Source organism: Rhodococcus sp. NPDC056506 (genome assembly GCF_042794945.1).
Lineage (GTDB): Bacteria > Actinomycetota > Actinomycetes > Mycobacteriales > Mycobacteriaceae > Rhodococcus_F.
In genome coordinates this window covers 69,928-89,773 of the sequence record NZ_JBHTSW010000025.1, presented here as the reverse complement: position 1 = coordinate 89,773, position 19,846 = coordinate 69,928, and the positions used below count along the sequence as shown (strand labels likewise).

The following is a 19,846-nucleotide window of genomic DNA, read 5'->3' as shown; positions in this document are numbered from 1 at the left end:
GATTCTCACGAATCGAAGCGGGCACCGGCCTGTGTCTTACAGTCAGGGCGCCGAAATTGCGGCTGCCATAACGCGAATGGCGCTGATCAGTCCGTCGATCAGGTTGCCTTCACTGAAGGATGCAACAGCTGCCGTTGCTCCGAGCTGCGTAACGCGATCGGTGACCCGATCGGCGATTGCCCGCCCGCTGCGTACCTCGACGGTGCGCTGGTTCGGCGAGACTGCGATCAGGACGGAACGCTCGGCTTCGGGCGTCGTCGGGAACAATGCGTCGGCACCCGCCGCTGGATCAGAACCGAGATCACCGATGTACGCGTTGAATCGCACCTTGGTGGCCCGAGTCGCTTCGGTCATCGCGACGTCGAGCGCAACCAGATCCATGGTCTCGAACGGAAGATCGTCGGTGAACGGCTCACCGATGCGATGCACACCGGAAACACGTCCGCTGGACGTTACGACGCTGCCGACCGGCAGGTCCTCGGGCGCTACTGCGAGCGCGGTCGAATGATCACCACTTGCCACTTGCGGACCCTCCGATCAAATCAGCCGAACCGGCTTCGATTGCGTGTGCACTGCCGTGATGGCCACCGCGAACGGTGACCTCGTCGACAGCACTCCACAGCACGGGAGCGTGATCCCACGACTCACCGAGATGGAACGCCGGCGGAACCGGTCCCGGCGTCTTCTTCCCGAGGAAGGACGCAGCCGCGAAGAACGCGGTGATCAAGGCCGGAATCCCAACGTATATCAGTACTACCTCGAGAATGCTCACACCAGTAACGTAGCCCAGAACGCCAGGAAGGAAAGCGTCAGGGCCACAAATTCTCGGCCAATTTCGTATCGGCGGCGCTGGAACACGACTCAGGCCGCGCCCACGCCGAAACAAAGCTCAGGCTGCGCCCACGCCGAAACAAAGCTCAGGCTGCGCCCACGCCGAGATACGGCATCCACGCCGGATGCAATTCCTTGGTTGCCGCGAGCAGACGCCAGTGCGGGCCGGACGGCGGAACCAATTCCGCGCGGAGGGTCCACCCGAGTTCGCTGAGCATCTTGTCGGCCTTGCGGTGATTGCAGGGGGCACAGCACGCGACGCAGTTTTCCCACGAATGCCCGCCACCTCTGCTGCGAGGAACAACGTGGTCGATGGTTTCGGCTTTGGCTCCGCAGTAGGCACATCGGAAATGGTCACGATGCATCAGCGCGGCGCGGGTCATCGGAATGCGGGCGCGATAAGGAACACGCACGTAGGTGCGCAATCGAATGACCGAGGGAACCTGCACCGACCAGTCCGCAGAATGGACTACCGGGCCTTGTTCGTCCTCGTGGACGGTATCGGCCTTGCCGCAGGCCATGAGTACGACCGCGCGCCGTGCGGGGAGAGCGGTCAGCGGTTCGTAGGTGACGTTGAGCAGAAGCACCCGACGTTTTACCCACTCGGGGACGACGCGATCGGGAGGGAACATCTCGAGGTGAGAATGTTCTTCGGAAAAGAGTGGGTCAGCAGTGTGAGCGAACCCGTCAGGAACAACTTCCAGAACAGCCCCTAACGCGTGGTCGTTCCGCGCGCTAGTGGGCTGGAGTTGTCGGTGATTGCGTGCAGCATGTCGGTTCTTCATACGACCTCCGGGAGACTGCCCCCAAGTTGACCACGGATGATCGCGTTACGCACTCCCATTTCGAACAAAATTGCCAGGACGGCCGGTGAATTTCCGGTGAATGGGTACGCACTCCGACCTGATGCAACCGTCGTCGACCCGGAAACCGACCACTACGGCCGTCAGGCACAATGGAAGTTGCCATGAATGACGTACAGCACGACGTGCAGCAGACCTTCTACGACGCCGTCGGCGGAGCCGCGACGTTTCACAAGCTCACCGCGCGATTCTACGAAGAAGTCGCGAAGGACGAGGTTGTGCGCCCGCTCTACCCCGAGGCCGATCTCGGCCCGGCCGAGCGGAGAATGCGGATGTTCCTCGAGCAGTACTGGGGCGGGCCGCACACGTACTCCGAGGAGCGTGGGCACCCGCGTCTGCGGATGCGCCACAATCCCTTCGTGATCGGCCCGATCGAGCGTGATGCTTGGTTGCGGTGCATGCACGTCGCCATCGCGTCCATCGACGAGAAGACTCTGAGCCCGGTGCATCGCAAGCAGTTGATCGACTACATGGAGATGGCAGCTGCGTCCATGGTGAACTCCGCCATCTGAGCGTTTACTTCGCCTTCGGTCTGAACAGACGCGCAACCCGGCGGGCCGCTCGTACCCCGAACGACACTGTGGGATGAAGCGGTGAACTCAAGATTGCATGCTTACGCACGTACTCGTCGACCTCCCATTCCGACCAGCTGCCCGCACGGAAGAGTGCGGCATCACCGACGCCCAGGGTCCGCTTTGCGATTCCGTCGGCCTGAACAGTGACCGAGCCCTCGATGATGTGGACGATTTCGTCCGCCTGGAAGTACCAGCGAAACCGTCCCTTCGTGCAATCCCAGACGTGCGTGGTCGTGGTGCCGTCTTTACTCACCGACCATTGCGCCGACCGCGCAGCTGGTGTGCCGGAGATTATCCAGTCCCGGTTGATCGGATCATGATCGAGCAGCACGTGATCCAAACTGACCGCTTCGATTGCCGACAAAGTCATGGCCAAGCCCCCTTGGTTGAATTTTCGATACATCACCCCCGGCGGTAACACCACAGTTGCCACATGGCGTCACCGCGTCAATGCAAAGTACACCAAGGCTAGGTAAAGAGTCACGCTTTTGCCGTGTCCAAGTCGTGCGAGTGCCGGACGTTTGGCACTATGAACTGCTGTGAGCACCCCCGCGGATTCGTCCTCTGTAAGCCGGCCCGAAGCACCGTGGTGGAACGAGGCGGTTTTCTATCAGATCTACCCGCGTTCCTTTGCCGATTCGGGCAGTGACGGTATCGGCGACCTCGGCGGAGTCGAGGAGAAACTCGGATACCTCGAGCTTCTCGGTATCGACGCGATTTGGTTGAGCCCGGTAATGAAGTCACCGATGGCCGACCACGGCTACGACGTCTCGGATCCTCGCGACATCGATCCCTTGTTCGGCGATCTGGCGACGATGGATTCGCTGATCGCGTCGGCTCACGAACGTGGAATCAAGGTCACCATGGATCTGGTCCCGAACCACACCAGTGATCAGCACGAGTGGTTCAAGGCGGCGCTGTCGTCGGCGCCCGGCTCTGCGGAGCGATCCCGCTACATCTTCCGAGACGGTAAAGGTGAGAACGGCAGCGAACCGCCGAACAACTGGCCGAGCATCTTCGGCGGCCCGGCATGGACCCGCGTCACCGAAGCCGACGGAAAACCCGGTCAGTGGTACCTGCACATCTTCGCCAAGGAGCAGCCGGACCTGAACTGGGACAACCCCGAGGTCTTCGACGACCTCGCCAAGACTCTGCGCTTCTGGCTCGAACGCGGAATCGACGGATTCCGTATCGACGTGGCGCACGGAATGGCCAAGCCTGACGGTTTGCCGGACCACGACTGGGAGCTCAACGAGCTCATGCGAAATTCCGACGACGACCCGCGGTTCAACAACCCGGCCGTTCACGAAATCCACCGCGGAATCCGCAAGGTCATGGACGAGTTCCCGGAGGCCATGACCGTCGGCGAGATCTGGGTGAAGGACAACCAGAAGTTCGGCGAATACATCCGGCCTGACGAACTGCACCTCGGATTCAACTTCCGACTCGCAGAAACCGGGTTCTCGGCCGAGTCCGTCCGCGAGGCCGTGGAAAACTCCCTCGCAGCTGTCGCCGAGGTCGGAGGTGTGCCCACGTGGACACTGTCGAACCACGACGTCGAACGTGAAGTCACGCGCTACGGCGGGGGCGAGATCGGGACGCACCGCGCCCGGGCAATGATCCTCGTCGAGCTGGCGCTCCCGGGCGCGAGCTTCATCTACAACGGAGCCGAACTCGGTCTGCCGAACGTCGACCTTCCCGACGACGCACTGCAGGACCCGGTCTGGGAACGATCCGGACATACCGAGCGCGGACGTGACGGTTGCCGCGTGCCCCTTCCATGGGAAGGAACCGAACCACCCTTCGGTTTCACCACCGGTGCGAGCACCTGGTTGCCGATGCCACCCGAGTGGTCGACGCTCACCGTGGAGGCGCAGATCGAGGACGTGGACTCGATGCTCTCGCTCTATCGCGCCGCCCTCGAACTTCGAAGCGCCAGGCCGGAGTTCTCCGGAACCGACATCGATTGGTACGGCAGTCCTCCCGGCTGCCTCGCTTTCCGTCGGCGTGGTGGTCTGATCTGTGCCCTCAACACGACGGAGGTGCCCATCGCGCTGCCGAGCGGGCAGCTGCTACTGAGCAGCGCGCCTCTGGTCGACGGTCAACTGCCCGTCAATGCTGCGGCGTGGCTGATCTGAGAGACCACCGCACCCGCCGCCTGAACTCCTACCGTGCCACCATCAGGGGTATCGAACCTCCGCGGTGACGGTAGATCGAGCCGAATCGTGCATCAAGGCGTACCCAGGATTTGCTTGCCCGCACCCGAACCAACTCCGACGCGTCGATCTGCTCGAGGTCGATGTCGGCGGTCATCGCTTCGGATCCGACGTGCGGAACGAATCCCATTGCGGTCAAGGCAAAGATAACTCGCATCGAGATCCCGACCGTGCCGGACGGACCACTGACCTCGAGTACGTCCTGATCGAGCAACGACGCCGGCGGACCGTGACTGCTGCCATGCTCCTGGGCCAAGGCGTTGCCCCGCTGGGCCAGTTCGATCAGCACCCGGGCGGGCACGTCGTCCAGGTGCTCGAAGCCGTCCGTGGGCGGCAACGCCCCACGCCACGCCGAATCCATGGCGAACCCCGGATCGATCAGCTCACCCGTTGCCTGCTCCACGGCCGCGAGCAATTGATCCCCGGCAGCCGAGGTGTCGTCGGGGTTGATGGTGCCCGCCACGGTTCGCGTTGCCAGAGCGTCGAAACCCGTTGGTGCCCAGACACTCAGGTGGGCATCTCCGCGTCGACGCATCCGGATGACCGTGGACTCGTCCAAGCGCAGTGCATGACCGATGAAGCCGGCCAAGTTCTTTCGCTCGGACTCCTCGGGCACGGTCAGTACACGTTCATGCACGTTGCCAGCTCTCCAGGTACTCGCGCTCGGGGCCGCTGAGACGGCGCAGACGCTGTGTGTCGATGTCGAAGGCCGCGATCTGAGTCGACGCCACGATGGACGGCGGGACGCTGAGATCGGCGCCGCGCGGGCGAACTTCGTACGCGATGGTGAAGTCCACCGCGCGCACCTTTTCCACCCACATGAAGACGTCGAGCGGTGAATCGTCGTGCCGCAGTTGTCCGCGGTACCGCACATGGAGATCGGCAATCACGGCCCCGTCACGCAGGGTGACCGTCGGGCGCGAGTCTTCGAACAACCAAGGAATCCGCGCCTCTTCGAGCAACGTCACCATTCGTGCGTGGTTGATGTGCTGGAAGGCATCCATGTCGGACCACCGAACCACTACTTCGGCGTGGAATCCTTCGCTCAACGTCCTACCTCCGATCGGGTGCCCATGCTGCGCACCATGCTACGAACCTGACGCGCCGCCACCGAGAGCGTCGCGAGGTCAAGCGTCCCAGACTCGAAGATCTCGACGAGAGCTGCCCTCGCCCGGCTCAGGCGCGAGGCGTTGGTCGATTCCCATTCGTCGATCTTTTCCTGCGGCGACTCCCCCGGCTCGCCGCCGGCCAGAACCTCCATCGTCAGCTGCCGAAGCGAACTGTAGAGGTCGTCTCGCAACGCGAGCCGCGCGAGCGAGTGCCAACGATCGCCGCGCTCGAGTCCCGAGACCGCGCTCAGCAACCAGTCGATTCCGAGATGCGCGTCCAAGGCGTAGTACAGCTCCGCGACTTCGGTGATGTCGTGATCTGCAATGTCCGCGATATCCGCGATGTCGAGCAGGCAGTAGACGTCGAGCAGCCGGAACACGTCCAGCGCCAACGCTTCCGGAGCCCCACGGTCGATCACCGACTGCGCGCGCACCAGCAGATCGTCGAGCTGATGGCCGGCGAGCAGTCCGGGAACCAGCGGGGCCGTCGCCCGATACGCTGCCGAGTAACGCGCAACCTCGGCGCCGACTGCGATCGGCTGGGGCCGATTGGCCAGGAACCATCGCGACGCCCGGTCGAGCAGTCGGCATGATTCCACGATCAACTCGTTTTCGATCTCTGCACTGACGCCCGCCGAGCGGATTCGCGACCACACCTCGTCGAGTGCAAAGACCTCCCGCACAGCGGCATAGGCACGGATCGAGTCTGTGCTGCTCGCTCCGGTCTCCTCGGCCAAGCGGTAGGCGTAGGTGATTCCGCCGTTGTCGATCACTTCGTTGACGAGCATCGTCGCGACGATCTGCCGACGCAACGGGTGTGCCTTGATCTCCGTTTCGAACCGATCGCGAACAGCGGTCGGGAAGTACTGCGGGATCTGCTGTGCGAAGAAATCGTTGTCCGGCAACTCGGTCGCGAGTAAATCGTCCTTGAGTGAAAGCTTGACGTGCGCCGTCAGCGTCGCCAGTTCCGGCGACGTCAGACCCACACCGGCCTCGAGTCGACGCTCGATCTCCTTGTCGGTCGGCAACGCCTCCAGCTTGCGGTCCAGGCCACGTGCTTTGCTCAAGTCCGTCAACTGACGGCGGTGAACACCGAGCATCTGCGGCGCGGTCACCCGTGAGATTCCGAGCAGCGCGTTCTGAGCGATGTTGTCCGCCAACACCAATGCGGCCACGTCATCGGTCATCGACGCCAGTAGCGGATTGCGTTCCGGTGACGGCAGCAACTGCGAGCGCACGAGCGAATCGAGAAGAATCTTGATGTTCACTTCGTGATCGGAGCAGTCGACGCCGGCCGAGTTGTCGATGGCGTCGGTGTTGATGTGACCGCCGTTGGCGCTGAACTCGATTCGCCCCAGAGCTGTCACGCCGAGGTTGCCACCCTCACCGATCACCTTGACCCGCAGATCTTGACCGTCGACACGCACGGCGTCGTTGCTCTTGTCGCCGACCTGCGGATTGGTCTCGGTCGACGCTTTGACGTAAGTACCGATTCCGCCGTTCCAGAGTAGGTCCACCGGCGCCGACAGGATCGCTTGCATCAACTCCGGCGGAGAGAGTTTCGTGACTCCCTCGGCCAACCCCAGTGCGCCCCGAACGCTTTCGGCGATCGGGACCGACTTGACCGTGCGATCCCAGACCCCGCCGCCTTCACTGATCAGGCTGGTGTCGTAGTCGGCCCACGACGACCGAGGTAACTCGAAGAGCCGTTGACGCTCCACGAACGAACTCGCTGCGTCAGGGTTCGGATCGAGGAAGATGTGTCGGTGGTCGAACGCGCCCACCAGTCGGATGTGGCGACTGAGCAGCATTCCGTTGCCGAACACGTCACCGCTCATGTCGCCGACGCCTACCGTCGTGAAATCCTCGGTCTGCGTGTCGACACCGAGTTCGCGGAAGTGCCGCTTGACGCTTTCCCAGGCGCCCCGGGCGGTGATACCCATGCCCTTGTGGTCGTATCCCACGGAACCGCCGGAAGCGAACGCGTCGCCGAGCCAGAAGTCGTACTTGGCGGCAACCGAATTCGCGAGATCGGAGAACGTCGCCGTGCCCTTGTCTGCGGCGACGACGAGGTAGCGGTCCTGATCGTCCTTGCGTACCACTCGATCCGGCGTCACAACTTCGCCGGTGGCGGCGTGCACGTTGTCCGTGATGTCGAGCAATCCGGAAATGAACGTGGTGTAGCAGGCCTTGCCGGTTTCCAGCGTCGCGGTTCGATCAGCGGCCGGATCGCCCGTCGGCAAGGGCGGATTCTTCACGACGAAGCCGCCTTTGGCGCCGACCGGGACGATCACCGCGTTCTTGACGGCCTGCGCCTTCACCAAGCCCAGCACCTCGGTGCGGAAATCTTCGCGCCGGTCGGACCAGCGGAGCCCGCCGCGCGCGACGGCGCCGAATCGCAGGTGCACGCCTTCGACCTCGGGCGAGTACACGTAGATCTCGAAAGCCGGCCGCGGCTTGGGCAACTCGCTGATCCGTGAGGGATCAAGCTTGACCGACAGGTAGTCACGAGAACGACCATCGGCGTCGACGACGTAGAAATTGGTACGCAAGGACGCCTTCACCAACGAGAACATTCCACGCAGAATGCGATCGGCATCCAAGCTGAGTACCTCGTCGATGGACGCACGCAACTGCTCGTCCAATTCCGCGACGCGGATGTCGTCCTGTTTCTCGGGGTCGAACATCGCCTCGAACAACTGCACCAATGCAAACGCGGTCTGCGGATGCGTTAGCGCGATTCCTTCGATGTGGAACTGACTGTACGGAAATGTGGCCTGCCGCAGATACTTTGCGTATGCGCGCAGCACCACGGCTTGACGCCAGGACATACCGGCGCGCAGAACCAACTCGTTGAATCGGTCAGCTTCTGCCCGGCCGAACCAGACTGCGCCGAACGCGGCTGTGAAGCGCTTCTGGACCTCGGTCAGCGGGGCGGTACTGGTCTCGAGTGGCACCTGCGCATCGAGGTCGATCTCGACCGACGCCCGAAGATCCGCCGGTACCGACAATCCGAAATCGTAGATCCAGCACTGAACGCCGTCGAGGCGCTGCACGACGTGCGGCCGCTCGTCGAGAACTTCGACGCCCAGTGACTGCAGCACAGGCAGAACCTGGCTCAACGAGATACTGTCACCGCCCACGAAGAGGGTGAAGCGCCAGGCACCAGGCGCGGAGTCCACGGCGCGATAGAGCAGCACGTCGATCGCGCCCGGTGCCAACGCCTCGAGCCTGGCGATGTCGGCGAGCGCCCGTGACGGTTCGAAGTCCTCCTTGTATCCGTCCGGCAGTACCCGTGAATACCGCTGCACCAGTTCCGGATCCACGCCCGGACTTTCGCGAACAAGGTCGTTGATGCGGTCGTCCCAGCTACGACTGACTTCGGTCAACAGCGCCTGAACCCGCTCGCGGTTGGCCTCGGAGACATCGAGATGAACCGGCTCGCTGGCCGGATCGCGCCGGATCGTCACGTGCAACAACGCAAGATCGTTCTCGGTCACCCGGGCGGTGTAATCGACTGTGCCTGGTCCGAATTCGCGCCACAACAGGCTTTGCATCGCCAGCCGAACCCGCGTCGTGTACCGGTCGCGAGGTAGATACACCAGGCAGGATACGAAGCGTCCGAACGTGTCCTCGCGGACAAAGAGGCGCACCTGCCGACGCAATCCGATGCTGTGCACGGCGTGCACGGTCTCGAACAAGGTCTCTGCATCGCTCGAGAACAACTCGGTGCGCGGGAACGACTGGATGACCTCGAGCATCGCCTGACCGGAGTACGAATGCAGGTCGACGCCGGCACGCGCGATGACTTCGCGGACGCGGCGCTCGATCAGGGGAATCGCGAGGACGTTCTCGTGGAGGGCGACAACGGTGAACACTCCCAGGAACCTGTGCTCCCCCACGATGTTTCCGTTGTCGTCGAGGATCGAGACGCCCACGAAGTACGGGTAGACAGCGCGGTGCACCGTGGCGGGGAACGATCCCTGAGTCAGGACCAGAAGCGGTCGATCCGGGAGATCTGCGACGGGAGGCAAGCTCATCGGGCCCTCGGTGACCGCGTCGGAGCGCAGCACACCGAGTCCACTACCCGCGACCGTACGTGAACCGTCCTTCGTGCCCTCGAATCGGCGGTACCCGAGAACGGCGTAATTTCCGTCGGCCATCCACCGAAGTAGTCGAGCGGTGTCGGAGAACTCTTCGGGGGTGATCCTGCCGGAGGCGGTTTCGGCGGCGCTCGCCAACTCGTCGGCAATGCGCAGTTGCAATGCCTTCATGTCCGGGGTGTCGCCAACCACCTGGCGGACGTCTGCGAGTACTTTGCCGAGGTGCGCTTCGATCGCGTCGAGCGCGGAATCCTCGACTTCGGAATCCAACTGGACATGCATCCAGGATTCTTGGATACCGCTGTCGCCCAAGGACATCAGATTGCCCGAGTCGTCGCGTTCGACGGTCAGGATCGGGTGGGCGAATTGACTGATTCCCACACCTTGTCGGTTGAGCATCGCGGTGACGGACTCGACGAGCAACGACATGTCGTCGGTGACGATCTGAACAGCAGCGCCGAGACCCTCGGATCCTGACGGGCGGTACACACGCCATACGGCCGTGCCCTGTGCCCGCTGCCGCCCGAGCGCAAGATGCGCGAGCAGGACTCGATCCGATCGACCGTTGATGACGTCATCACTGTCACCCTCGTCGATATGCGTGAAAAAGGCCTCGCGAAGACGCGTCAACAACGTCGCTTCGTCGAGGCCTGTGCCCTGCTGCCGTACACGGTCTGTCATTCCTGGCTCACATCCTTGTGGGTTCTGATCGCCGCGACCAATCTCTGACTCGAGACTAGCCGCGGCAACCAGTACCTAGGGTGAACTGAGAAACGAAATCTACGATGTCGTCATCTGAACAAGCGATGCTTCGAGCACCGCACGTTCGCTGTCCGCCAGCGGTCTGGACTTTTCGGACACCGTGTCGAATCCGACCATCAACGCGTCGCCGAAAGCGCATTCGACACCTGCGTTGTCACGGATGATGTGACGAACCGTGAACGAGGAAGTCCCGACGTGAGTCGTGAAGATCTCCACGTTCAAGGGACCGGACCGATCGGTGACCGGCTTGAGGAACTCGATGGTCATCTTTCGAACCACGAGGTATCCCGGCCGGCCGCCGAGCGGCGCCAGTTTCGCTTCCAGGAACTGGATGCGAGCTTCCTGCATGTACTCGACGTAACGCGTGTTGTTGACGTGGCCCAACCGGTCGGAATCGCCCCACCGGACCTGGATCTGCGCTGTGTATACGTCGGACACCGGATCAGTCCCTGGTGAGCTTGCGGTGAGTGACGCGGTGCGGGCGGGCGGCGTCGGGGCCGAGTCGCTCGACCTTGTTCGCCTCGTAGCCCTCGAAGTTGCCTTCGTACCAGTACCAGGCTGCCTCGTTGTCGCCAAAGCCACCTTCCCACGCGAGGATGTGGGTACAGGTGCGGTCCAGGAACCAGCGATCGTGCGAAATCACGACCGCGCAGCCGGGGAACTCTTCGAGAGCGTTCTCCAGCGAGCCGAGGGTTTCGACGTCGAGGTCGTTGGTGGGCTCATCGAGCAGGATCAGGTTGCCGCCCTGCTTGAGCGTCATCGCCAGGTTCAGGCGGTTGCGCTCACCACCGGAGAGGACGCCGGCCGGCTTCTGCTGATCGTGGCCCTTGAAACCGAACGAGCTGATGTACGCGCGCGACGGGAACTCGGTCTGGCCTACGACGATGAAATCGAGCCCGTCGGAGACTGTCTCCCAGACCGTCTTCTTGGGGTCGATGCCGGAACGGTTCTGATCGACGTAGCTCAGCTTGACCGTCTGACCGATCTTGACCTCACCGGCATCAGGCTCTTCGAGACCGACGATGGTCTTGAACAGCGTCGTCTTACCGACGCCGTTGGGACCGATGACGCCGACAATTCCGTTGCGCGGCAACGTGAACGAGAGGTCCTTGATCAGAACGCGACCGTCGAAGCCCTTGTCGAGGTTCGAGACCTCCACGACCACGTCACCCAGACGCGGCGGTGCCGGGATCTGGATCTCGTCGAAGTCGAGCTTGCGGGTCTTCTCGGCTTCGTTCGCCATTTCCTCGTAGCGATCGAGACGAGCCTTGTTCTTGGCCTGACGGGCCTTGGCGCCGGAACGAACCCACGCGAGTTCGTCCTTGAGGCGCTTCTGCAGCTTCTGATCCTTCTTGCCGGCAACTTCGAGGCGTGCAGCCTTCTGCTCCAGGTAGGTGGAGTAGTTGCCCTCGTACGGGTACAGGCGTCCGCGGTCGACTTCACAGATCCACTGTGCGACGTGATCGAGGAAGTAACGATCGTGGGTCACGGCGAGGATTGCGCCGGGGTAAGCAGCGAGGTGCTGCTCGAGCCACAGGACCGATTCTGCGTCAAGGTGGTTGGTGGGCTCATCGAGGAGCAGGAGATCGGGCTTGCTCAGCAGCAGCTTGCAGAGTGCAACGCGTCGCTTCTCACCACCGGAGAGGTGGGTGACCATCTCTTCTGGCGGGGGGCAGCGCAGGGCGTCCATAGCCTGCTCGAGCTGCGAGTCGATCTCCCACGCGTCTGCGTGATCGAGCTTCTCCTGCAGTTCGCCCATCTCTTCCATGAGCTCGTCGGAGTAATCCGTGGCCATCAGCTCGGCGATCTCGTTGTATCGCTTGAGCTGGACCATCGTCTCACCGAGGCCGTCCTCGACGTTCTCGCGAACGGTCTTGGTCTCGTCGAGCTCCGGCTCCTGCATGAGGATGCCGACGGTCGCGCCCGGAGCCAGGAAGGCCTCGCCGTTGCCCGGCTGGTCCAGTCCGGCCATGATCTTGAGGATGCTGGATTTACCAGCGCCGTTCGGTCCGACGACACCGATCTTCGCGCCGGGGTAAAAGCTCATCGTGACGTCATCGAGGATGACCTTGTCACCGTGCGCCTTGCGCACCTTCTTCATCGTGTAAATGAACTCAGCCATGACCGCCAGCCTATCGGTGTTTGTCCTATAACCCACATTGCGCGTTGGCGCTCACACCGATGCGGGTTCTGCGGACAGTCCGAGGTCACCGACCAGATTCGTCGACATGCTTCTCGACCCCCACCAAAACCGCGATTAGGCGACTGCCGAGTGCCCCCGGACGGCTCAGATCATTGCCCGGTGGATGCCCTTTGGTTCGCCGCCGAGCTCCGAGAGCGTCGACGAATGGAAAATGGAACCGGGCACGTGAATCGCATGCGCCAGACCGGCATGAGCATCACGCCAGAACCGCTGCATCGGCGTGCTCAACTGCAAAGCGCCACCACCGGAACGAGCAAAGATCTCATCCACCGCCCGCACCGCACGCCACGCCGCAGCAGTCTGCGTACGCCGACCGATCGCACGAAGCTCGAACGAGACCTCCTGCCCCTTCTCCGTCATGTCCCAGAAACGATCCACCGTCTCCAAAATCGCAGCCCGAGAAGCAGCGATCTCGGCAGCCGCCTCACCGATCGCGAACAGCACATACGGATCTTCCTTGATCGGAACACCACTGACCGTCACCCGCTCACGCTGCGCAGCCATGTTGCACGCCAACGCACCCTCCGCGATACCGATCAACGACGAAGTGATACCGAGCGGGAAAATGCACGAGAACGGGAACTTGTACAACGTCTCCGTACGACCCGCTTCCTTCCATGCCGTCCCGTCGAAAACCTTTCCCGCATCAAGAGTGCGGTAGGTCGGCAGAAATGCGTCCTTGACGATCAGATCCTTCGAACCGGTTCCGCGCAGACCCACGACGTTCCAGCTGTCCTGGTCGATGTCGTAATCGGAACGCGGCAACAGCACGTGCAGAATCTTCGGCGGCATCAGCGGCTTGCCGGACTCGTCACCGACCATCGCACCGATCATGATCCAGTCACAGTGATCGGTTCCCGAGGAGAACGACCAGCGGCCGTTGAGGATGTACCCACCCTCGACCGGCCGCGCGACACCCATCGGCGCGTACGGCGACGCCATCCACGTATCGGGATCGGTTCCCCACACCTCTTCCTGAGCCTTGCGGTCGAAGAACGCAAGCTCCCACGGGTGGACACCGACGATGCCGCTGACCCAGCCGGTGGCACCGTCCATCGCACCGATAGCCATTGCCGTCTCGGCGAATTCACGCGGATGCGCCTCGAGCCCGCCGAACTCCTTCGGCTGCAACATCCGAATGACACCGGAGTCGCGCAGTCGCTTCGCGCTGCCGTCCGTCAAGCGCATCAGCTTGTCGCCCTCGACTCCGTCGGCGCGGATCTCGTCGGCAAACTGAGAGATGTTGTCCAGAACCTGACCCATGATCTTTCCGCCTCCACTGATAGCCGACCAACGACTACTAAAGTAGAACACGTTCTAGAAATTTGCGGAAGTGAATGCTCGACATTTCTTGCACTCAGACGGTTTGCAGTTCCGACGGGAGTTCGACTGCGTCGCTACCCGAGGCCGCAAGAAGCTGCGCGTACCGCCCGCCTTGTTGGACCAGTTCGTCGTGAGTTCCCTTTTCCACAACCACGCCCTGGTCGAGGACGGCAATGAGATCCGCATCTCGAACCGTGGAGAGTCGGTGCGCTACAACAAGAGTGGTGCGTCCGACCATCAGCTCGTCGAGGGCGTCCTGCAGCGCACGTTCGGTGCGATTGTCCAAGGCGCTCGTCGCCTCGTCGAGGACGAGGATCGGCGGATTCCGCAGAACTGTGCGCGCGATCGCGATGCGCTGTTTCTCACCACCGGAGAATCGGTAGCCGCGCTCGCCGACCATGGTGTCGTAACCATCGTCGAGACCGGAGATGAACTCGTGGATCTGCGCGATGCGTGCTGCCTGCTCGATCTCGGCGTCGGTGGCGTCGGGTTTCGCGAACCGGAGGTTCTCACGAATCGTCGTGTGGAAGAGGTACGTCTCCTGCGACACCACACCCACCAGGTCGGAGACCGTCGCCAGATCGAGGTCCCGCAGATCGACGTCGTCGATCCTCACCGATCCCGCCGTCGGGTCGTACAGACGTGCGGCCAAATATCCGAGAGTGGTCTTTCCCGAGCCGGTAGAACCGACCAGCGCCAAGGTTCCGCCCGCCGGGACCGTGAGGTCGATGTTGTCCAGAGTCTTGCTGTCGGTTCCCGGGTACGAGAAGTCGACGTGGTCGAACCGAAGTTCACCGGACATCTTCGAGCGGTCGAAACTCTTCGACTCCTCCGGATCCGCGATGTCGATCGGCAGATCCAGGTACTCGAACACGCGGCTGAACAGAGCCATGGAACTCTGCACCTCGACGCCCGTGTTGAGCAGCATCATGGTGGGGCGGAACAATTGTGTTTGCAGCGTGGTGAAGGCGACAAGGGTACCGACGGTGATGGTGTTGCCGTGATCGAGAGTGAAACCGGCAAACCAGTAGACCAATGCAGGCATAGCCGCGAAGGTGATCGACATGGTCGCCATGCGCCACTTGCCGGCCATCATGGCCCGGAGTTCGACGTCTGCGACTTCCGCTGACCGCTCGGTGAATCGATCCGTCAGAGCCGACTTCGCGCCGGTCGTCTTGCCGAGGAGAATGCCACTGACGGAAAGTGATTCCTCTACCTGGACCGACAGATCACTGAGCAGCTTCTGCCGCTTGCCTGAGATCTTTCGACGCTCGTCACCGATCTTGCGTGCGATACGGATGAACACCGGCAAGATCGCCAGCGAGAAGATGGCGAGTCGCCAATCCAGAAGGAACAGAGCAACAATCGTGGCTGCCACTGTCGTTGCGTTCTGCGCGATGGACGTTGCCGTATTGGTGACCACCGACTGCATACCGCCGATGTCGTTGGCAATGCGCGACTGAACTTCTCCGGTTCGGGTTCGAGCGAAGAACCCGAGGGACTGATTCTGCAGGTGTGAGTAGACCCGCACGCGGAGTTGGTGCATCAGTTTCTGGCCGATGCTGTTGGACATCCAGGTTTGCGCCACGCCGAGACAGCTCGTGATCACGGCAATGGCGATCATGCCGATGGCAAGAATGCTGACAAGTCCGAGGTCCTTGTCCGGAATCGCCTTGTCGAGCATTTCGCGTAGGAGCAGCGGACTACCCAACGCGACGATCGCGCTGAGTGTGATGACCGCGGTGACGATGGCGATCTGAGTTCGATACGGCGCGAACAGTCCGAGTACGCGCTTTGCCGGTACGGATTCCGCCGGAGTGATCTCGACAGCGGTTCGTTCGATGTTTCGCATGTGATCTGGTTTCACGTTTACCTCCTGGAGGCTTTCTCACCCTAGTTTCATATTGATGAGGTTACCTCACTATGAGGCTGACACCAAGAACGCTAGACTGGCGCCATGCATTCCCGAGAGCGCGAACTCACCGATGTCGTGATGTCCGTGGCACGGCTCATCCGCCGACGCCAGGTGGCAGCGCTGGAACCATTCGGCCTCTCGCCGTCGCAAAGCCGAGCGCTGCGAGTGCTGACCCGAGTGGGCGAACCGGTTCGACTCGGTTTTCTTGCCGAGCGATTGCGCATAGTTCCGCGGTCGGCGACCGACGTCGTGGATTCCCTCGAAGATGCCGGATGGGTGCGCCGCACTCCCGACCCGAACGATCGGCGAGCAGTACTGCTCGAGTTGACCGACGCCGGCGCTGCCCTCGCTGCGGACGTCGCGAAAGCTCAGCGACGCGAGTCCTCGGATGTGTTCGACGACCTCGACGAGTCGGAGCGAGCAACTCTCACAGAACTCCTCGAGCGAGTGGACGCGGGGCACGATTGCTCTCAGCCCCGCGACTGCCCGAAACCCTCGGTCTGAGTCCTCACGCAGCGACAGTGTCGACCGCATCCTCCGTGTTCTCCGTGTTCTCCGCCGACGTCGGCTTGCTCTGACGCTCGATCTTCGAGATGCAACGAGCAAGGTCGGCGCCTACTGCCGTCGCCCGCAGCTCGAGATCGGAACGAGGCACACCCTCCTTGGTCGTGTACTCGTTGGTGCGCAACTCCCCCGCCACCATTACCGGATCACCCTTCATGATCGAAGCGCCGACGCCGGTGACCAACCGTCGCCAGCAGCTGACCGTGAGATACAGGGTCGCTCCGTCCGTCCACTCCCCCGTCACAGCGTCTTTGCGACGTGTGTTGCTCGCCATCCGAAAGCTCAGCACCTCTTCACCATTGGTGGTCTGCCGCTTCACCGGATTGGTGATGACGGTTCCGACAACCGTTGCATGCGTTTCGTACATGTCCGATCCCCCTTCGAACTCCAGAACCCGCCAACTGCCGCGGGGCCGATCATTGCGTCGGCAGTTTCGATTGTGGAACGACAAACGCGTGGCTCGGGATCTTCGATTTCCGCCTGTGCATCGGTGGAACAGCTGTGGAGAAACAGCACTGCCCGAGCCAAACGGCCCGGGCAGTGTCGGAGCTAAGTGCTAGTGGAGGATTCGTCGGATTTCTTCTCGCTGGGTGTCTCGTCCGCAGAGTCCTCGCTTGTAGTCTCCGCGTCAGCAGCCTCACGGGGTTTCCACCCTTCGCGGTCCCGCCTGGCCAATTCGGCGAACATCGCGTTGTGCGCGGCGAGGTCGGCGTCGTGGTCGCGCTCGGCCGCACGGTCGGTTCGGCGCGCTGTCCTGCCGTCGCTGCGCGACCACTGAACCAGTAGCGCGAGCATGACCACCATGAGCGGGATCTCGCCGGTCGCCCACGCGATGCTGCCGCCCAGCTGCTGATCGCCGATCAGGTCGTCGTTCCAGCCGAGGCCGAGCGAACGGAAGTACGCGCCGCCCATGACGGCGGTAGTGCTCATCAATGCCACGCCGAAGAAGGCGTGGAACGGAAGTGAGCCGAAGACCATTGCCAGCTTGGTCACCGGCTGCAATTGGCGCGGTGACGGGTCGATTCCGATCGCCACCCAATAGAAGAGATAGCCACTGAGGATGAAGTGCAGATTCATCAGCAGGTGAGCACTGTGCGAGTCGACGGTAGCGCCGTAGATTCCGCCGAGGTAGAGCGCGTAGAAGCCGCCGACAAAGAGAACTGCCGCCACGATCGGGTGGGTGATGAATCGCGAGAACGGGCTGTGCAGCGCGGTCAGAATCCACTCGCGAATGCCGGGCACGCCGTCCTTGCCTGCCGGATCCAGGGCCCGCAGAGCCAAAGTGATCGGCGCACCCAGAACCAGCAGGACTGGGCCCAACATCGACAGCGCCATGTGCGCACCCATGTGAACACTGAAGACTGCCGGCGCGTACTTGCCGACGCCCGAAGACGTGGCGATCAAGAGCACCGCACAACCGCTCATCCAGGCGATGGTTCGGCCGACAGGCCAGGAATCCCCACGCTTGGCCAGCTTGCGCAGGCCGATTCCGTACAGAATCGCCGCGGCGATCGCGGCGGTGCCGAACATGAGGTCGAATCGCCAGTCCGTCACGAAGGCCATGAACGACGGCGGGTCCGGAAGGTTGTAACCGAGTTCGACCTCGGGAATCGAGGGAATCGACAGCGGCGGGGGCGGCGGGGTACGACCGAGGCCGATCGCGAGACCGATGGTCGCCGCCATCACGATGCCTTCAGCGCCGGCAAATCGAATCAGGGCAGAGCGACTCTTCGGATTCTCCGCCAGCGCCGGTAGCGCCCGACTCCGCTGAGCCCAACCGAAGAACCCGAGGATGATCAGTGCAACCGTTTTCGCGACGATCAATCGTCCATACGTCGTGGTGAAAACGTCGTCGAGAGGCAGACGGACAATCGCGTTGATGACGCCGCTGAATCCCATGACGACGAAGCAGATGGATGCGACCGTCGAAAAGCGTCGGGCTGCTACGTCGGTGTAATCGCCGCCGCGGCGCGCGTGTGCCAGTAGCGCGAACAACCCGCCGACCCAGAGCGAAGCCGCCACGAGGTGCAGGATCAGGCTGTTGGTAGCGATGTCATGCGAGCCGCCCGAAGACGAGTGACCGGTGAGAGCAAGCGGCATCAGTCCGAGGAGACCGACCAGCAGCAGGAGCGGGGTCCACCACCAGCGCAGTGTCAGTCGGGCCAGGATCGCCAGAACAACCGCGATGATCGCCGTCCAGCGCCAGGCGCCGGCGATCTCGACCTGATCGAGTCCCGACCAGAGGTTCGCCGGTTTGATCGCTTCGGCAAACGGCTGACCCGACGTGTCAGAGAGCGTCAGAGGCACCATCATGAACGAACAGATCGCCCACACGATCGCGGCGTGCGACGCGGTTCGGACGGCTCGATAACCGTCGACGTCGAGGACGCCCGACTTCTGCGGCGGCACGAAGAACGCGGCCAGCAGCAGTGACCCGATCGCGATGACCGCGGCGATCTCCCCCAGTGCCCGCATCGCGGGCAGGCCGTACGTGGTGATCGGGCCTGGATCCGGGATGCCCAGAAGAGTCAGTGCCTGCGACGCGGAGAATCCCACCACAATGGCTGCGGTGAGCCCTGCGATGAGTCCACTGACCACGAATATGGCGGTCGAAGAAGCGGGTGCACCGCTGTGCGGAGTGGACTCCGGTGGGGAATCTGTCGGCGCGAGGTCGGGTGTAGCCATACCTCAAGGGTAGGACCTTCGCGAACCGACTACGACAACGCGTCGGAGTTGGGCGGCGCGCGTCACATCCCGAACGCTCGAGTATGATGTTCCACGCGCCTCCGTAGCTCAGGGGATAGAGCAAGAGCCTTCTAATCTCTTGGTCGCAGGTTCGAATCCTGCCGGGGGCACCACAAGATTTGCATCACGAATGGTCACACTGCGTCGATGAGCAACCTCCACGCAGAGCGATCGCGATACGGTCCAAAACGTAGGCCACAAATCGCGAGCCGCCCGCAGTAATCTGCCTCGCATGAAGAAGGCACTTCCGAAGACGCTGAAGTCACTCGCCCGGACCGTTGGAATCCTGGCACTCGCGATCGTCGTGGTATCCGTCGTCGAGCGGTTCACCGGCGCACACCAACCGACTACCGGTCCCGCATCGTTGACCGGGCCCGACCAATCGTTGTAACGCATCCCTGCAACGAAGTTCGTCTCGTGACGTCCTGGACGTAACACGACGAGCAGCGATGGGCACCTCGAAGTGCGCGGCGTTTTGTGCCGGCCAGTCTCGGGGCAACAGAGGTTGCGACGAGGGTTGGCGGCCCGGCGGCGTCAGACCTTGCGCGCGACCATGGGTGTGACACCAACGGCGCCGCTACTGGCTTCATCAGTCATATCCACCAGCCGGGCGTCGTATGACGTGACGTATCAATCG

At 62.5% G+C, this 19,846-nt stretch carries 17 protein-coding genes and 1 tRNA gene; 5 read left to right on the top strand and 13 right to left on the bottom strand.

Features of this window, described 5'->3' with window-relative positions:
- Positions 1 to 42 precede the first annotated feature (42 nt).
- The 3 genes from ACFQ6H_RS19710 to ACFQ6H_RS19700 form a co-directional block, all read right to left on the bottom strand.
- Positions 43 to 522, bottom strand: a complete 480-nt coding sequence (locus ACFQ6H_RS19710; RefSeq protein WP_019749092.1) for a DUF5130 domain-containing protein — start codon at positions 520 to 522, stop codon at positions 43 to 45.
- Positions 509 to 772 carry a hypothetical protein gene (locus ACFQ6H_RS19705; RefSeq protein WP_007730943.1) on the bottom strand — a complete coding sequence of 88 codons (264 nt, stop codon included), beginning with the start codon at positions 770 to 772 and terminating at the stop codon, positions 509 to 511. Before ACFQ6H_RS19705 ends, ACFQ6H_RS19710 begins: the two co-directional genes overlap by 14 nt.
- A 145-nt stretch (positions 773 to 917) precedes the next feature.
- Positions 918 to 1,616 (bottom strand): HNH endonuclease, encoded by a 699-nt coding sequence (locus tag ACFQ6H_RS19700; protein ID WP_020908239.1) that lies wholly within the window; start codon positions 1,614 to 1,616, stop codon positions 918 to 920.
- A gap of 182 nt (positions 1,617 to 1,798) precedes the next feature.
- Between ACFQ6H_RS19700 and ACFQ6H_RS19695 the strand changes: the two genes are divergently transcribed.
- Positions 1,799 to 2,206, top strand: a complete 408-nt coding sequence (locus ACFQ6H_RS19695) for a globin (RefSeq protein ID WP_378537978.1) — start codon at positions 1,799 to 1,801, stop codon at positions 2,204 to 2,206.
- A gap of 4 nt (positions 2,207 to 2,210) precedes the next feature.
- On the opposite strand, the gene ACFQ6H_RS19690 is transcribed toward ACFQ6H_RS19695, so the two are convergent.
- The gene (locus tag ACFQ6H_RS19690) at positions 2,211 to 2,645 is read right to left on the bottom strand and encodes a cupin domain-containing protein (RefSeq protein ID WP_378537975.1); all 435 of its coding nucleotides are present in this window, start codon (positions 2,643 to 2,645) and stop codon (positions 2,211 to 2,213) included.
- A gap of 163 nt (positions 2,646 to 2,808) precedes the next feature.
- On the opposite strand from ACFQ6H_RS19690, the gene ACFQ6H_RS19685 reads away from it, so the two are divergent.
- Positions 2,809 to 4,407 carry a glycoside hydrolase family 13 protein gene (locus ACFQ6H_RS19685; protein WP_378648034.1) on the top strand — a complete coding sequence of 533 codons (1,599 nt, stop codon included), beginning with the start codon at positions 2,809 to 2,811 and terminating at the stop codon, positions 4,405 to 4,407.
- 28 nt (positions 4,408 to 4,435) lie between these two features.
- On the opposite strand, the gene ACFQ6H_RS19680 is transcribed toward ACFQ6H_RS19685, so the two are convergent.
- The 7 genes from ACFQ6H_RS19680 to ACFQ6H_RS19650 form a co-directional block, all read right to left on the bottom strand.
- The gene (locus ACFQ6H_RS19680) at positions 4,436 to 5,122 is read right to left on the bottom strand and encodes a hypothetical protein (protein ID WP_378648032.1); all 687 of its coding nucleotides are present in this window, start codon (positions 5,120 to 5,122) and stop codon (positions 4,436 to 4,438) included.
- Positions 5,115 to 5,534: a thioesterase family protein gene (locus ACFQ6H_RS19675; protein WP_003944573.1), complete on the bottom strand. Its 420-nt coding sequence runs from the start codon at positions 5,532 to 5,534 to the stop codon at positions 5,115 to 5,117. The genes ACFQ6H_RS19680 and ACFQ6H_RS19675 overlap by 8 nt, the downstream gene beginning before the upstream one ends.
- A complete protein-coding gene (locus ACFQ6H_RS19670; RefSeq protein WP_378648030.1) occupies positions 5,531 to 10,378 on the bottom strand; it encodes an NAD-glutamate dehydrogenase in 4,848 nt (1,615 codons plus the stop codon). The genes ACFQ6H_RS19675 and ACFQ6H_RS19670 overlap by 4 nt, the downstream gene beginning before the upstream one ends.
- Positions 10,379 to 10,477: 99 nt before the next feature.
- The gene (locus ACFQ6H_RS19665; RefSeq protein WP_347874122.1) at positions 10,478 to 10,897 is read right to left on the bottom strand and encodes an acyl-CoA thioesterase; all 420 of its coding nucleotides are present in this window, start codon (positions 10,895 to 10,897) and stop codon (positions 10,478 to 10,480) included.
- 4 nt (positions 10,898 to 10,901) lie between these two features.
- Positions 10,902 to 12,581, bottom strand: coding sequence for an energy-dependent translational throttle protein EttA (gene ettA, locus ACFQ6H_RS19660; protein ID WP_007730925.1), 1,680 nt, complete (start codon positions 12,579 to 12,581; stop codon positions 10,902 to 10,904).
- 165 nt (positions 12,582 to 12,746) lie between these two features.
- Positions 12,747 to 13,925: an acyl-CoA dehydrogenase family protein gene (locus ACFQ6H_RS19655; RefSeq protein WP_378648028.1), complete on the bottom strand. Its 1,179-nt coding sequence runs from the start codon at positions 13,923 to 13,925 to the stop codon at positions 12,747 to 12,749.
- A gap of 94 nt (positions 13,926 to 14,019) precedes the next feature.
- Positions 14,020 to 15,837, bottom strand: coding sequence for an ABC transporter ATP-binding protein (locus tag ACFQ6H_RS19650; RefSeq protein ID WP_378648040.1), 1,818 nt, complete (start codon positions 15,835 to 15,837; stop codon positions 14,020 to 14,022).
- Positions 15,838 to 15,942: 105 nt separating this feature from the next.
- On the opposite strand from ACFQ6H_RS19650, the gene ACFQ6H_RS19645 reads away from it, so the two are divergent.
- Positions 15,943 to 16,404, top strand: coding sequence for a MarR family winged helix-turn-helix transcriptional regulator (locus ACFQ6H_RS19645; protein ID WP_378648026.1), 462 nt, complete (start codon positions 15,943 to 15,945; stop codon positions 16,402 to 16,404).
- 4 nt (positions 16,405 to 16,408) lie between these two features.
- Here ACFQ6H_RS19645 and ssb read toward each other — a convergent pair whose 3' ends face one another.
- Both ssb and ACFQ6H_RS19635 read right to left on the bottom strand, forming a co-directional pair.
- Positions 16,409 to 16,831 (bottom strand): single-stranded DNA-binding protein, encoded by a 423-nt coding sequence (gene ssb, locus ACFQ6H_RS19640; RefSeq protein ID WP_378537952.1) that lies wholly within the window; start codon positions 16,829 to 16,831, stop codon positions 16,409 to 16,411.
- Positions 16,832 to 17,013: 182 nt separating this feature from the next.
- Positions 17,014 to 19,149 (bottom strand): cytochrome c oxidase assembly protein, encoded by a 2,136-nt coding sequence (locus tag ACFQ6H_RS19635; protein WP_378648024.1) that lies wholly within the window; start codon positions 19,147 to 19,149, stop codon positions 17,014 to 17,016.
- Positions 19,150 to 19,246: 97 nt separating this feature from the next.
- Between ACFQ6H_RS19635 and ACFQ6H_RS19630 the strand changes: the two genes are divergently transcribed.
- Both ACFQ6H_RS19630 and ACFQ6H_RS19625 read left to right on the top strand, forming a co-directional pair.
- Positions 19,247 to 19,322 (top strand) — tRNA-Arg (locus ACFQ6H_RS19630).
- 119 nt (positions 19,323 to 19,441) lie between these two features.
- The gene (locus tag ACFQ6H_RS19625) at positions 19,442 to 19,600 is read left to right on the top strand and encodes a hypothetical protein (protein ID WP_003945304.1); all 159 of its coding nucleotides are present in this window, start codon (positions 19,442 to 19,444) and stop codon (positions 19,598 to 19,600) included.
- Positions 19,601 to 19,846: the final 246 nt, after the last annotated feature.

What these genes read in the sequence shown, in the direction of transcription:
- ACFQ6H_RS19700 (WP_020908239.1), bottom strand. Translation starts at nt 1,616, where the DNA reads ATGAAGAACCGACATGCTGCACGCAATCACCGACAACTCCAGCCCACT.
- ACFQ6H_RS19695 (WP_378537978.1), top strand. Translation starts at nt 1,799, where the DNA reads ATGAATGACGTACAGCACGACGTGCAGCAGACCTTCTACGACGCCGTC.
- ACFQ6H_RS19670 (WP_378648030.1), bottom strand. Translation starts at nt 10,378, where the DNA reads ATGACAGACCGTGTACGGCAGCAGGGCACAGGCCTCGACGAAGCGACG.
- ettA (WP_007730925.1), bottom strand. Translation starts at nt 12,581, where the DNA reads ATGGCTGAGTTCATTTACACGATGAAGAAGGTGCGCAAGGCGCACGGT.
- ACFQ6H_RS19655 (WP_378648028.1), bottom strand. Translation starts at nt 13,925, where the DNA reads ATGGGTCAGGTTCTGGACAACATCTCTCAGTTTGCCGACGAGATCCGC.
- ACFQ6H_RS19650 (WP_378648040.1), bottom strand. Translation starts at nt 15,837, where the DNA reads ATGCGAAACATCGAACGAACCGCTGTCGAGATCACTCCGGCGGAATCC.
- ACFQ6H_RS19645 (WP_378648026.1), top strand. Translation starts at nt 15,943, where the DNA reads ATGCATTCCCGAGAGCGCGAACTCACCGATGTCGTGATGTCCGTGGCA.
- ssb (WP_378537952.1), bottom strand. Translation starts at nt 16,831, where the DNA reads ATGTACGAAACGCATGCAACGGTTGTCGGAACCGTCATCACCAATCCG.
- ACFQ6H_RS19635 (WP_378648024.1), bottom strand. Translation starts at nt 19,149, where the DNA reads ATGGCTACACCCGACCTCGCGCCGACAGATTCCCCACCGGAGTCCACT.
- ACFQ6H_RS19625 (WP_003945304.1), top strand. Translation starts at nt 19,442, where the DNA reads ATGAAGAAGGCACTTCCGAAGACGCTGAAGTCACTCGCCCGGACCGTT.